Genomic DNA, 12,717 nt, shown 5'->3' on the forward strand with positions numbered 1-12,717 from the left:
GGCTCAGAGCAGCTCGAGGTTGTTCTTCAGCTCGAGCGGCGTGACCTGGCCGCGGTACGCCTCCCACTCCTTGCGCTTGTTGAGCAGCACGTAGTTGAACACCTGCTCGCCCAGCGTCTCGGCGACGAGCTCGGAGTCCTCCATGTACTCGAGGGCGTGGTCGAGGCTCGCGGGCAGCGACGAGTAGCCCAGCGCGCGGCGCTCGGCGTCGCTGAGCGACCACACGTTGTCCTCGGCCTCGGGCGGGAGCTCGTACTCGTCCTCGATGCCCTTGAGGCCGGCGGCCAGCATGAGCGCGTACGCCAGGTACGGGTTCGCGGCGGAGTCCAGCGCGCGGTACTCGACGCGCGACGACTGCCCCTTGTTGGGCTTGTACATCGGCACGCGCACGAGCGCGGAACGGTTGGCGTGCCCCCACGTGACGAAGCTCGGGGCCTCGTCGCCGCCCCACAGGCGCTTGTACGAGTTGACGAACTGGTTCGTGACGGCCGAGATCTCGTTCGCATGGCGCAGGAGGCCGGCGATGAAGTGACGCCCGGTCTTCGAGAGCTGGTACTTCGCGCCCTCTTCGTAGAACGCGTTCTGGTCGCCCTCGAACAGCGACATGTGCGTGTGCATGCCACTGCCCGGGTGGCCGCTGAGGGGCTTCGGCATGAAGGTCGCGTACACGCCCTGCTCGATCGCCACCTCCTTGATCACCGTGCGGAACGTCATCACGTTGTCGGCGGTGGTGAGGGCGTCCGCGTAGCGCAGGTCGATCTCGTTCTGACCGGGTCCGCCCTCGTGGTGGCTGAACTCGACCGAGATGCCGAGGTCTTCGAGCATCCGCACCGAACGACGACGGAAGTCGTGCGCCGTGCCGCCGGGCACGTTGTCGAAGTACCCTGCGGAGTCGACGGGAACCGGTCCCTCCGGACCGTACTGCGACGACTTGAGCAGGTAGAACTCGATCTCGGGGTGCGTGTAGAACGTGAACCCGGCATCGGCCGCCTTCGCGAGCGTGCGCTTGAGCACGTGGCGCGGGTCGGCGACCGCGGGCTGGCCGTCGGGCGTCGTCAGGTCGCAGAACATGCGGGCGGTCGGGTCGATCTCGCCCCGCCACGGCAGAGTCTGGAACGTCGTCGGATCGGGCTGCGCGAGCAGATCGGACTCATGGCTGCGCGTGAGCCCCTCGATGGCCGAGCCGTCGAAGCCGATGCCCTCGGCGAACGCGCCCTCGACCTCGGCCGGCGCGATGGCGACCGACTTGAGCGTGCCGATGACGTCGGTGAACCACAGGCGGACGAACTTGACGCCGCGCTCCTCGATCGTCCGGAGGACGAAGTCTCTCTGCTTGTCCATATCGTGCGGAGCCTCAGCCCTTTCCTTCGTCCCAGCCGGATTCGGCCGCTTCTTCATCGGCCCAGGCGCGGGAGCGCGCCTTCAGCGTCTCGGGTGCGTTCGCGGCCTCGGCCTCGGTGTCGAACGGGCCCACGCGGTCGATCGACTGCGAGATCATCCCGAATTCGACCTGCTTGGTCTCGAGGTTGTACCAGTACTTGTGTTCGCCGTCGGACATGGCCCGTCCCTTCGTCGTCTGATGTCATCGATCCTACTGGCGCGAACGCCTGTCGCTATGCTGTGGGTCATGGCAAAAGCGATCGGCGTCGACATCGGCGGTACCGGAATCAAGGCAGGAATCGTCGACCTCGAGCACGGCACGATGGCGTCCGATCGGGTACGGGTGCCCACGCCCGAGGGCGCGGCTCCCGGCGACGTGCTGCAGGCCGTGCAGACGGTGCTGAAGACCCTCGACGTGCACGAGTCGACCCTCCCCCTCGGCGTGGCCTTCCCGGCCATCGTGAAGCGCGGCAAGACGCTGTCGGCCGCCAACGTGTCGAAGGAGTGGGTCGACTTCGACGCCGAGCGCTTCTTCCGCGACGGCCTCGGCCGCAACATCGTGTTCGTGAACGATGCGGATGCCGCTGGCGTCGCCGAGGCACGGCACGGTGCGGCGCGCGACGTGCGCGGATTCACCCTGCTCACGACCCTCGGCACCGGCATCGGCTCGGCCTTCATCAACGACGGCGTACTGCTGCCCAACACCGAGCTCGGGCACCTCAACTTCCGCGAGTACGAGTCCGTCGAGCAGTGGGCCGCGACCTCTGCGCGCGAGCGCGAGGGGCTCACCTGGGCCGAATGGGCCGAGCGCCTGCAGGCGTTCTACTCGCACATCGAGTTCCTCTTCAGCCCCGACCTCTTCGTGGTCGGCGGCGGCGTGTCGAAGAACGCGGGCGACTTCCTCCCGCTCCTCGACCTGAAGACCCCGATCGTCCCGGCGATCCACCGCAACAACTCCGGCATCATCGGCGCAGCCTCGCTCGCGGGCGACTGACACCCTCGAGACCGCGAGAAGGCCCGGTGACCTGATGGTCACCGGGCCTTTCACGTCGAGGCGAATGGGCCGACCTGTACGCCGGGTTCTGTTCCGGGGTTCTTCGCCCCTTCGACGGCCATCTCTCTCGGCGACACGTTGCCGTGCCGCTCCAGCGGTCTACCCGAGGACTCGGCGAGCCGCGTCAACATCCTCTGTCTGACCTTGCTCCGGGCGAGGTTTACCTGGCGGGACATGTCACCATGTCCCCCGGTGGTCTCTTACACCACCCTTTCACCCTTACCCCCGGCGAACCGGGGGCGGTCTGCTCTCTGTGGCACTGTCTCGCGGATCACTCCGGGTGGGTGTTACCCACCGCCCTGCCCTGTGGAGCCCGGACGTTCCTCGGTGCGGTTGCCCGCCACGCGACCGTCCAGTCGACCCATTCGCATCTGCCAGTCTACGACGCCCGGCCGCGCCTCATTTCTCGGCGGACTCGGTGATGCGCAGATCCAGTGGCACGTCGATCGGGAACGTACCGAACAGGCGTGTGGTCGCGACGGCCGCCGCCTCGCGCACGGCGTCGGCGGCGGCATCCGCGAGCTCGACGGGGACGTGCAGGATCACCTCGTCGTGCAGGAAGAACGCGAGGTGCGCGGCCTCCGCGAACGGGCCGGATGCCGTGGCCGGAGTCGCAGCGGGCGGCAGGCCGCGCAACCGATGACGGATCTCGGCGAGCCAGATCAGCGACCACTCCGCCGCGGTGCCCTGCACCACGAAGTTGCGGGTGAAACGCCCCCAGTCGCGAGCGCTGCGCCGCGCCTGCGCGACCAGCGCCGCGTCGACGTCCGCTCCGGTGGCCGCGGACTGGAGCGCCGCCCACTCGGGTGACGGCTTCGGCGACGAGCGTCCGAGCCAGGTCGAGACCACCCCGCCGTCCTCCCCCGCGCGTGCGGCGGCATCGACGAGCGCCATCGCTCGCGGGTAGACCTTGCGCAGTCGCGGCACGAGCCGGCCGCTGTCGCCCGTCGTCGCACCGTACATGGCACCGAGCACGGCGTACTTGGCCTCTTCGCGTGTCGCCACCGCGCCCGAGTCGACGACTCCGGCGTACAGATCGGTGCCCTGCGCCGCACGCGCCATCACGGCATCCGAGGCCATCGCCGCGAGCATGCGTGGCTCGAGCTGGGCGACATCGGCGACCACGAGGGTCCACCCGGGGTCCGCCCGTACGGCGGGGCGCAGACTACGCGGCAGTTGCAGCGCTCCCCCGCCGGCCGATGCCCAGCGCCCGGTCACGACGCCACCGGGGATGTACACCGGGCGGAACCGCCCGCGGTGCACCCAGTCGGCGAGCCAGACCCACCCGTTGGCGCTGAGCAGACGCGACATCTTCTTGTAGGCCAGGAGCGGTTCGACGACCGGGTGTTCGTACTGCGCGAGCTCCCATTTGCTCGTCGACTCGACGGCGACCCCGGAGCGATGCAGCGCCCGCAGAAGCTTCGGCTGGCTGTCGAGATGAAGGGTGGCGTCGCCGAGGATCGCGCGCACCTGTTCGCCGAGCGCGACCATCTTCGCCGGGAGCCCGCCGGCGGGCGATCGAGCGCCGAGCGTCTCGGTGAGGATCTCGTCGTGCACGCCCTCGTTCCAGGGCACCCCCGCCGCGCGCATCTCCTCGGCCACGAGGCCGCCGGCAGATTCTGCGGCGCAGAGCAGGGCGAGCCGGCCGTCGGATGCCGCGGCGATCACCCGGCGCTGCGCGCGGTACTGCTCCAGGGCGTCGGCGACCGGATCCGCGCGCGTCGAATCCGTGTCGAAGAGATCGAACAGCCCGGGTGCCGCATCGGGCGCCTCGCGGCGCACCCAGTCCTCGGACGGCTCCAGCGGGTGCGGGACGGATGCCGTGTCGCGGAGGATCGCGTGGCACAGGACCAGATCATGGGTGCGTCCGACACGCACGCCGTCGGCGAGCAGCGGTGCATAGGTCTCGCGCGCGCTGCGGATCACCCAGCGCGGCGCGTCGCGCTGCTCGGACTCGGCGACCCAGCCCGGCAGATCGCGCTCGCTCAGTCTCTCTCGGCGGATCTCGACGTCTGCGGCATCGAGATCGACGGCGACGTATGCGCCGCCTCCGTCGGCGACCAGCAGAATGCGTCGCTCGGACGATGTGGGCGACGCGCTCACGACGAGGGCGCCGCGTGCATCACAGTCCCGATTCCTCCGTGCGCACCAGGATGCAGCCGCATTCGGGGCAGTACACGACCGCGTCCTCGGCGGCGCGACGGATCTCGGCGATGTCGGTGCTGGGGAGCATCATGCGGCACCCCTCGCACGTGCCACGGGTCAGCAGGGCCGCACCCGCACTGTTCGCGGCGCGACGCGTGTACTCGGCCAGCAGCGTCGCGGGGATGCTCTCGGCCACGGCTGCACGATCGCGGGCGAGTTGAACGCCGAGCTCGGCAGCGGCGGCGACGTCGGCCTTGCCCTGCGCGCTGAGCGTCGAGCCCTCGGCGGTCGTGATGTCGATGAGCGCCTGCTGAGCGGCGACGGCGGCCTCGGCCTCTTCGACCCGCCCCATGACGTCGAGCTCGGCGTCTTCGAGGTCGCTCTGGCGGCGGGTGAGACTCGCGATCTCGTGCTCGAGGGCCTGCGCCTGCTTGGGGTCGGTCGCGACCGCGAGGCGCTCGGCGTCGCGTGCCCGGCGCTGCTCGACGAGCTTCACGTCGGACTCGAGACGGGTCAGCTCGGTGCGTGCGTCGTCGCGGGTGCCGGTGAGCGCGGTGAGCTCGCGCAGCTGCTCCTGCCGGATCGCCACCAGCTCGTTGATGCGCGCGGCCTGCGAGGGATGGGTGCGGGCACGATCGGCCTGCGCGATGCGCCGGTCGAGGTCGGCGATGTCGAGCAGGATGCGCTGGTGTTCGGAGCTGGCGTTCACGCTGTCCAATCTATCGTCTGGCGGGGGCCGCCATCACAGCAGGTCGCCGTCGACGTACAGCCAACGGCGCTCCTCGCGCACGAACCTGCTGCGTTCGTGCAGCACGCCACGGGCTCCGTTCTGGAGCCAGTGCGCCGCGAACTCCACGACCCCGTCACGATCGAAGGGGCCGCCCGCCTCACGGTCGAGCACCACGAGTCGCCGCCAGCGCAGGTCCGGTTCGATCTCGATCGATGCCGGTCGCGTGGAGGCGTGCCAGGTCGCGCGCAGGTGGGCGACGTCGCCGATCACGAACGCCGTGTAGCGCGACCGCATCAGCCGCTCGGCCGTCGGGGCGGTGGTCTCGGCCCGGAGGATCGGGCCGCAGCATCCGCCGAAGAGGTCGCCCGATCCGCAGGGGCACCGGGCGGAGTCAGTGATCGCTGCGTCATGCGGCGCCATCTCCGCCTCGGGTGTCATCCCTCCAGCGTACGCTCGAGACACCGACCGAGAAGGAGCACCGTGAGCACTCAGCCCGCCATCCCCACGTTCACCGCCCACAACGGATTCGCCCTGCCGGCGATCGGCCTGGGGACGTACGCGCTCAACGGCGATGCCGGGGCGGATGCCGTGACCGGCGCCATCGGTGCCGGGTACCGCCTCATCGACTCCGCCTTCAACTACGAGAACGAGGGTTCCGTCGGACGCGGGGTCGCGGCATCCGACGTCGATCGCGACGAGATCATCGTGACCACGAAACTTCCCGGTCGCCATCACCCCGCCGAGAAGGCCCGGACGAGCATCGAGGAGAGCCGGTCGCGTCTCGGCCTCGACATCACCGACCTGCACCTCATCCACTGGCCCAACCCGAGCCAGGACGAGTACGTGCAGGCGTGGGCGGCGCTCGTCGACGCCCAGCAGCGCGGGGTCGTGCGCCAGATCGGCGTCTCGAACTTCCTGCCCGAGCACCTCGAGCGCATCGAGCGCGAGACCGGGGTGCGTCCCGTCGTGAACCAGATCGAGGTGCACCCCTACTTCCCGCAGAGCGAGCAGCTCGCGTACCACCGGGAGCACGGCATCCTCACCGAGGCGTGGAGCCCGCTCGGCCGCGCGAAGGAACTGCTCGACGAAGACGTGATCCGCGAGGTCGCGGCCTCGCACGGCATCACTCCGGCACAGACGGTTCTCGCCTGGCACGTCGCCCGCGGCACGGTCTCGATCCCGAAGGCCTCGTCGCTCGAGCACCAGGTCGCGAACCTCGCCGCCGCCGAGGTCGCGCTCGACGAGGCGGAGGTGCTGGCGATCACGGGTCTCGGGCGTGCGGACGGGCGACTCTTCGACGCCGATCCCGCGCACCACGAGGAGTCCTGACCGAGGATCAGACCTTCTGCGTCCCCAGCACGCGCAGGAACTCGAGCTTGCTCGCCGCCTCGCTGCCCGGCGCCGCGGTGAGCACGATGAGCGCCTGGGACTCGTCCTCGGTGAACAGCGCCTGACAGTCGACCTCGATCTCACCGAGCTCGGGATGGATCATCGTCTTGTGCTGCTCGAAGCGCCTGCTCACCTCGTGGTTCTCCCAGAGCCCGATGAACTCGTCGCTGCGCGCCGAGAGTTCTCCGGCGATCTCGCCGGCCCGCGATCGCGCCCCCATCACGCCGTGCGCGGCGCGCAATGAGGCCACCATGGCGCGGCTCTGGCGAGCGTGGTCGGCCTCGGGATAGCGCCGCCGCTCGGTCTCGGGCATCGCGAACCACCGGTAGATGCCGCTGCGTTCGAGTCCCGTCAGCGCGCTCGCGTCGCCGAGGAGGGCCCGAGCGGCGTCGTTCTGCACGAGCACCTCGTCGAGGACCGAGACCACGAACGCCGGGGTATCGTGCAGGCGGTCGAGCACGCGCAGAATGCCGGGGCGCACGTACTCCGTGACGTGCGCGCGATCGGGGGCGCTGTAGCCGCACAGGCGATAGAGGTAGTCGCGCTCGTCTTCGCTGAGCCGGAGCGCGCGAGCGAGCGATGAGAGGATCTGGGCGCTGGGCTGCGGTCCACGGCGCTGCTCGAGGCGCGTGTAGTAGTCCGTCGACATCGTCGCGAGCTGAGCGACCTCCTCGCGGCGCAGCCCGGCCGTACGCCGACGCGGCCCCGGCGACAACCCCACGTCGTCGGGGGTCAACGCCTCCCGGCGACGGAGGAGGAAGTCGGCCAGCGCATCACGATCCACCCCCCGAGTATCCCGCGAGTCGTCGACCCGATCCAGGGATCGCCGCTCCCTGGATCAGCCGTCTCTGGAGCGGTCCATGCGATCGACGGAGGCTGGACGCATGAACATCAGCGGAAACACCATCTTCATCCCCGGAGCGACGAGCGGCATCGGCCTCGCGCTCGCCCTCGCCCTGCGCGATCGCGGCAACACCGTGATCGTCGGCGGCCGGCGCACCGACCGTCTGGAGGCGATCGCCGCCGAGCACCCGGATCTCGGCACCGTGCGGATCGACACCGCGGATGCCGGGAGCATCGAGGACGCCGCCCGCACGGTGCTCGCCGAGCATCCCTCCCTCAACGTGCTCGTGACGATGGCGGGCATCATGCGCACGGAGGACTGGCGCACGCCGGACGGTTTCCTCGCCACGGCCGAGGAGATCGTCATCACGAACGTCCTGGGGCCGATCCGCCTCATCGCGGCGTTCGTCGAGCACCTGCGCCGTCTGCCCGACGCCACGATCATGACGGTGTCCTCCGGGCTCGCCTTCGCTCCGCTGCGGGTCACGCCGACGTACAACGCGAGCAAGGCGGCGATCCACATGCTCAGCGAATCGCTGCGTCTCCAGTTCGAGGGATCGAGCGTCTCGGTCATCGAGCTCGAGCCCCCGGCCGTGCGCACCGACCTCATGCCCGGACACGCCGAGAACGACGCCGCGATGCCGCTCGACGAGTTCATCGCGGAGGTCATGACACTGCTCGAAACCCGGCCCGACGCCTCGGAGGTGCAGGTCGAGCGAGTGAAGTTCCTCCGCTACGGCGAGGCGCGCGGGGACTACGCACAGGTGGTCGCTGCACTCAACAGCACCGACCCGCACGGGAAGTGAGAGCGACCGGGGCACCGGCCCCGGTGCCCCGGCCCACATCTCCGGGGGCGGATACGGTCAGGAGCGCAGGGTCGCCGCGGCCGAGCGGAGCGCGTCGGCGGATCCGCGCAGCAATGCCAGCTCGGAGTCGGAGAACGACGTGTTCCGGATCGGCACGGCACCCGAGGCGCTGACGATCGACGGCACCGAGAGTGCGACGCCGTCGATCCCGTGGAAGTCGTCGAGCACCGTGCTCACCGGCATCACCGCGTGCTCGTCGTGCAGGATCGCCTCGACGATGCGTGCGCTCGAGAGACCGATCGCGTAGTTCGTCGCTCCTTTGCCGCGGATGACCTTGTAGGCCGCGTCGCGGACGTCGACGGCGATCTCGTCGAGCTCGGCGAGCGTGAAACGGGGATGCTCGGGGGTCTCCCATTCGAGGATCGGCACGGTTCCGATCGTGGCCCGCGACCACAGGGGGAACTCGGTGTCGCCGTGCTCGCCCACGATGTGCGCATGCACGCTCGCCGTCGAGACGCCCGCTCGCTGCGCCAGCTTCCAGCGCAGCCGCGAGGTGTCCAGCACGGTACCGGACGCGAAGATGCGCTCGGGCGGCAGACCCGTCTCCTGCTGGGCGATGACGGTGAGCACGTCACAGGGATTGGTGACGATCACGTACACGGCGTTCGGGGCCACCTCGAGGAGTTCCGGCATCATGCGGCGGATGATCCCCGCATTCACGTCCGCGAGCTCGATCCGCGTCTGACCGGGCTTCTGCTTCGCCCCGGCGGTGATCACGACCACGTGGGAGCCTGCGGCGACGGAGACGTCGCTGCCGCCGACGATGTCGCTCGTTCCCGTGAACTGCGTACCGTGCGCGAGGTCGAGCACCTCGGCCTCGACCTTCTCGGTCGCGATGTCGTAGAGGGCGATGTGCCGCGCGGACCCGCGGATCAGCGCCGCATAGGCCACGCTCGACCCGACGCTGCCCGCGCCGACGACCGTGAGCTTCGCGTTCTCGATGATCTCCATCCGCCCAGTGTGACAGGTGGCCGGGTGGATAGCATGGGGCGGTGTTCGCCGGCATCCGCATCGCTCCCCCGGCGGCACGCGCGTACTTCGCACTGCAGGCCGTGGCCGGCGGATGCTGGTGGCTCGGAGTGCTCCTGATCCCCGTGATCCGCTCGGCGACGCTCGACGGACTCCCCGTTCTCCCGATCGCGATCGCCGACATCCCTCTCTTCGTCGGAGGGTCGGCGCTCGCCGCGTGCGGCGTGCGGGCGGCGGTCTGGGTCGTCACCTCCTGGACCGTGCTCGTGGCGGCCGGGATGGTCGTGCACGCGACCGTCACCGGCCTGGCCGGGTGGGGTGCGCTCCTCATGGTGGCCGCCGCGGCGGGGAGTCTCGCCGCCGGCGTCGTGATCATCGTGGGCCGGGCACCCTTCGAGTGGATCGCTCGTGGACCGTTCGCCTTCCGTACCTCCCGCGCCCAGGGGCGCGCCCGGGTGATGGCGCGCACGGGACTTCAGACCCTGTTCTTCTGGGGCGTGTTCCTCGGGCTCCTCCCGCTGCTCATCGCCATGGTCGAGGCTCGGTGGGGGCTTCATCTCGAGATGCCTCTCGCGCTCCGTCTGACCGGTGTCGCGCTGTTCCTCGCCGCGACCGCTCTGGGCCTCTGGTCGGCGATCACGATGTCGCTCCTCGGCGAGGGAACGCCGCTCCCCTCCGAGATGGCGCGCCGTCTCGTCATCGCCGGTCCGTACCGCTTCGTGCGCAACCCGATGGCCGTCGCCGGCATCGCCCAGGGCGTCGCGGTCGGGTTGATGCTCGGCTCCTGGCTGGTCGTCGTCTACGCGCTGTGCGGCTCGCTGGTGTGGAACACCGCCGTGCGTCCGATCGAGGAAGCCGATCTCGCGGAGCGGTTCGGCGACGACTATGCCGACTACCGCCGCCGAGTCACCTGCTGGGTGCCGCGGTTCGCCGGCTGACGGTTCGCGCGCACCCTGTCGAGCGACCCGAGTGCACGTAAACGAAGAGATTTCGGCCCCGACACGCCGTTTCTCGCTTGTCGTCCGGCCCGGAGACGTGAAATGGTATCCCGGGCGGATCCCCCACCGCTCGTCCTCCGGTTCCTGCGTGACTCCCCTACTCGTCGGAACCTCGTGCTCCATCCGTGCCGCTCCGCCCACCGCGGGCAGAGCGAGTCACCGAGCGAGCCACGAAACCCCACCGATCGACCATCGGGGAGCGAAGGAGGAGGGTGTGGCCAGCACTTACATCGAGACCGGCGGTCACGTGCGGGTGTACGACGACGCCGTGCGCACACACCAGGCGTTCCCCCTGGGGACCTATCGGGTCAGCTTCACCTCGAAAGAGGGCTTCAGCCTCGTGCGCATCGATGATCTGACCGTCGGAGCGGAGCGCATCTACGGCGGCCGCGATCGCAAAGTCGCCAAGATCTTCCGCTCCTACGCTCTCTCCGACCGCAGCCTCGGGGTCATGCTCTCCGGCGACAAGGGCATCGGCAAGTCGCTGTTCCTGCGCATGGTCGCCGAGGCCGCGCGCGAGCAGGGCCTTCCCGTGGTGGTCGTCTCCGAGGACCACGACGGCATCGTGGAGTTCCTCGACAGCCTCGACGAGTGCCTCATCGTCTTCGACGAGTTCGAGAAGATCTTCCCGGCGGGCCGCCGAGGAATCACCGACGGGTTGAATCGGCAGAACCAGTTCCTGTCGCTGTTCGACGGGCTCTCCTCCGTGAAGCGCGTCTACTGCCTCTCGGTGAACGCGATCGCCGACGTGAGCACGTATCTGGTCAACCGCCCCGGCCGGTTCCACTACCACCTGCGCTTCGACTATCCGGGTCCCGACGAGGTGCGGCAGTACCTTCTCGATCAGGCACCGAACGCGCACCCCGACGAGATCGAGAACGTGGCGTTGTTCTCGCGGCGGGCGCGGCTGAACTACGACCATCTGCGGGCGATCGCCTTCGAGCTGCAGCAGCCCGACACGCTGTTCGCCGAGATCGTCGACGATCTCAACATCAAATCGGTCGAGCCCGGGACGTATCGCATCGAGGCGCGCTTCCCCGACGGCAAGGTCTGGTTCGACGAGGTCGAGATGAACCTGTTCGAACGCGGAGACGTCGGGCGCACGTTCGAGCTGCGCAACGGCACCCGTTCGCTCTTCGCGTCGTTCGTGCCGCGCGACCTGATCTTCGAACCCGACGGCAGCATCTTCGTGCCGATCGATCGACTCGATCTGCTCGGTGACGACGACGAGGAACCGGAGGTCTATCCGACGACCGTCAGCCTCGCGCTCGTCGCCCCGGCGACGTACGGATTCGGACTCTGACGTCCGGACCCGTGTCGTTCAGTCGGTGACGTCGGTCAGTCGGTGACCTTGACGCGACGATTGACCTCGCGGGTCGCGGAGAACTTCAGCACCGTGTAGTCGGTGACCTCGCCGGTGCCCTCGTCCTTGCCGAACTGCACGCGGTGTCCCTTGTGGGTCTGCGGATAGAACTTGCCGAAGTTGGTGAGGGTGACGGTGTTGCCCTGGCTGACGAGATCGAGGAGTTCGTCGATCATCGCGTTGTACGCCGTCTGAGCGGCGAAGACCGAGATCCCTCCGCGTCGCGCGAATCGCTGTACGAATTCGCGCTTGCTCACGCGATTGGCCTCGAGCGTCTTGGATGTGCTCATGCTCTGTACCGTCCCCTGGTGTGTTCGCTCGTCGCCGAGCGTCTTGCGCTGCGCCCGTGACAGCTGCACCGGTGATTCGTCGAAGGCCCCCCTGCGACGAACCGGGATCAGCGAGGCCCCAGCCCTTACCCCTCAGAGGATAGTGCCTCTTCCTTGGTATATGCGGTGAACTCCGGTTTCACCTGATTCTTCCGTGTTTTCACGATTTCTCGGGCCGAGCGTGCGGCGGCGGTCGACATGTCGATCTGCGTACGGATGTCGAGGCCGCGTTCGTCGGCGCTCACCGAGAGCTCGGTCGGCTCGAGCGTCTTGGTGTTCACCACCACGTCGCCGTCGTTGATCAGCAGATCAGCCCTCACACCGAAGGCGCGGCCGACGACCGCCCCGCGCGCATCGAGCAGCGACGCGGTGTTCTCGCCGGCGGCCTCTGCGATCGCGGCGAGTTGGGCCGCGGTGTAGCGGGCCGAGTTCTCGTACTCCGCATCGGACGGCTCCTCCTTCGAGGGGACGAGTGCGAGTTCGGTCTCCCCCGGTGCCCGACGGTCGCCGGGATGCACCCGTGCGTCGAGGTAGTGGACGGCGCCGTCTGCATCGTCACCGACGATGAGGCGGTCGTCGTAGGCGAGGACCACGAGGTTGACCCCCTTCGTCGCACCGGGACCGTGCGTACGAGAGCGAAGATCGACCATC

14 protein-coding genes and 1 other RNA gene are annotated in these 12,717 nt (G+C 69.1%); 5 read left to right on the top strand and 10 right to left on the bottom strand.

What is annotated here, in order from left to right; translation table 11 throughout:
• Positions 1-3 precede the first annotated feature (3 nt).
• Together glnA and ACTJKK_RS04330 are read right to left on the bottom strand one after the other, a co-directional pair.
• Positions 4-1,341, bottom strand: coding sequence for a type I glutamate--ammonia ligase (gene glnA / locus ACTJKK_RS04325; protein ID WP_247622339.1), 1,338 nt, complete (start codon positions 1,339-1,341; stop codon positions 4-6).
• A gap of 13 nt (positions 1,342-1,354) precedes the next feature.
• Positions 1,355-1,558, bottom strand: a complete 204-nt coding sequence (locus ACTJKK_RS04330) for an SPOR domain-containing protein (protein ID WP_247622338.1) — start codon at positions 1,556-1,558, stop codon at positions 1,355-1,357.
• A 69-nt stretch (positions 1,559-1,627) separates the two neighbouring features.
• On the opposite strand from ACTJKK_RS04330, the gene ppgK reads away from it, so the two are divergent.
• Complete coding sequence (gene ppgK / locus ACTJKK_RS04335; protein ID WP_247622337.1) at positions 1,628-2,374, top strand: polyphosphate--glucose phosphotransferase; 747 nt, start codon at positions 1,628-1,630, stop codon at positions 2,372-2,374.
• A 61-nt stretch (positions 2,375-2,435) separates the two neighbouring features.
• Here ppgK and rnpB read toward each other — a convergent pair.
• The 4 genes from rnpB to ACTJKK_RS04355 all read right to left on the bottom strand — a co-directional run bounded on the left by rnpB (position 2,436) and on the right by ACTJKK_RS04355 (position 5,747).
• Positions 2,436-2,798, bottom strand: an RNA gene (gene rnpB, locus ACTJKK_RS04340) — RNase P RNA component class A.
• Between the two features lie 35 nt (positions 2,799-2,833).
• On the bottom strand, positions 2,834-4,537 hold the full coding sequence (locus ACTJKK_RS04345; RefSeq protein ID WP_440747113.1) for a bifunctional 3'-5' exonuclease/DNA polymerase: 1,704 nt from the start codon (positions 4,535-4,537) through the stop codon (positions 2,834-2,836).
• Positions 4,538-4,556: 19 nt separating this feature from the next.
• The gene (locus ACTJKK_RS04350; RefSeq protein WP_440747114.1) at positions 4,557-5,288 is read right to left on the bottom strand and encodes a zinc ribbon domain-containing protein; all 732 of its coding nucleotides are present in this window, start codon (positions 5,286-5,288) and stop codon (positions 4,557-4,559) included.
• A gap of 33 nt (positions 5,289-5,321) precedes the next feature.
• Complete coding sequence (locus ACTJKK_RS04355) at positions 5,322-5,747, bottom strand: YchJ family protein (RefSeq protein WP_247632115.1); 426 nt, start codon at positions 5,745-5,747, stop codon at positions 5,322-5,324.
• A 42-nt stretch (positions 5,748-5,789) separates the two neighbouring features.
• On the opposite strand from ACTJKK_RS04355, the gene ACTJKK_RS04360 reads away from it, so the two are divergent.
• Complete coding sequence (locus ACTJKK_RS04360; protein WP_440747115.1) at positions 5,790-6,638, top strand: aldo/keto reductase; 849 nt, start codon at positions 5,790-5,792, stop codon at positions 6,636-6,638.
• A 7-nt stretch (positions 6,639-6,645) separates the two neighbouring features.
• On the opposite strand, the gene ACTJKK_RS04365 is transcribed toward ACTJKK_RS04360, so the two are convergent.
• Positions 6,646-7,482, bottom strand: coding sequence for a helix-turn-helix transcriptional regulator (locus ACTJKK_RS04365; RefSeq protein ID WP_247622332.1), 837 nt, complete (start codon positions 7,480-7,482; stop codon positions 6,646-6,648).
• A gap of 100 nt (positions 7,483-7,582) precedes the next feature.
• Between ACTJKK_RS04365 and ACTJKK_RS04370 the strand changes: the two genes are divergently transcribed.
• Positions 7,583-8,347, top strand: coding sequence for an SDR family oxidoreductase (locus ACTJKK_RS04370; protein ID WP_440747116.1), 765 nt, complete (start codon positions 7,583-7,585; stop codon positions 8,345-8,347).
• A gap of 57 nt (positions 8,348-8,404) precedes the next feature.
• On the opposite strand, the gene ACTJKK_RS04375 is transcribed toward ACTJKK_RS04370, so the two are convergent.
• Positions 8,405-9,358, bottom strand: a complete 954-nt coding sequence (locus ACTJKK_RS04375; protein ID WP_440747117.1) for an L-lactate dehydrogenase — start codon at positions 9,356-9,358, stop codon at positions 8,405-8,407.
• A gap of 41 nt (positions 9,359-9,399) precedes the next feature.
• On the opposite strand from ACTJKK_RS04375, the gene ACTJKK_RS04380 reads away from it, so the two are divergent.
• Together ACTJKK_RS04380 and ACTJKK_RS04385 are read left to right on the top strand one after the other, a co-directional pair.
• Positions 9,400-10,314: a methyltransferase family protein gene (locus ACTJKK_RS04380; RefSeq protein WP_440747118.1), complete on the top strand. Its 915-nt coding sequence runs from the start codon at positions 9,400-9,402 to the stop codon at positions 10,312-10,314.
• A gap of 274 nt (positions 10,315-10,588) precedes the next feature.
• Entirely contained in the window at positions 10,589-11,677 is a 1,089-nt protein-coding gene (locus tag ACTJKK_RS04385; RefSeq protein ID WP_440747119.1) for an AAA family ATPase, read from the top strand.
• Between the two features lie 35 nt (positions 11,678-11,712).
• On the opposite strand, the gene ACTJKK_RS04390 is transcribed toward ACTJKK_RS04385, so the two are convergent.
• Both ACTJKK_RS04390 and ACTJKK_RS04395 read right to left on the bottom strand, forming a co-directional pair.
• Positions 11,713-12,027 (bottom strand): HU family DNA-binding protein, encoded by a 315-nt coding sequence (locus ACTJKK_RS04390; protein WP_247622327.1) that lies wholly within the window; start codon positions 12,025-12,027, stop codon positions 11,713-11,715.
• A gap of 125 nt (positions 12,028-12,152) precedes the next feature.
• Positions 12,153-12,716, bottom strand: a complete 564-nt coding sequence (locus ACTJKK_RS04395; RefSeq protein WP_440747120.1) for a hypothetical protein — start codon at positions 12,714-12,716, stop codon at positions 12,153-12,155.
• Between the last annotated feature and the right edge of the window lies 1 nt (position 12,717).

This window comes from Microbacterium sp. 22179, assembly GCF_052045715.1.
GTDB classification, from domain to species: domain Bacteria; phylum Actinomycetota; class Actinomycetes; order Actinomycetales; family Microbacteriaceae; genus Microbacterium; species Microbacterium galbinum.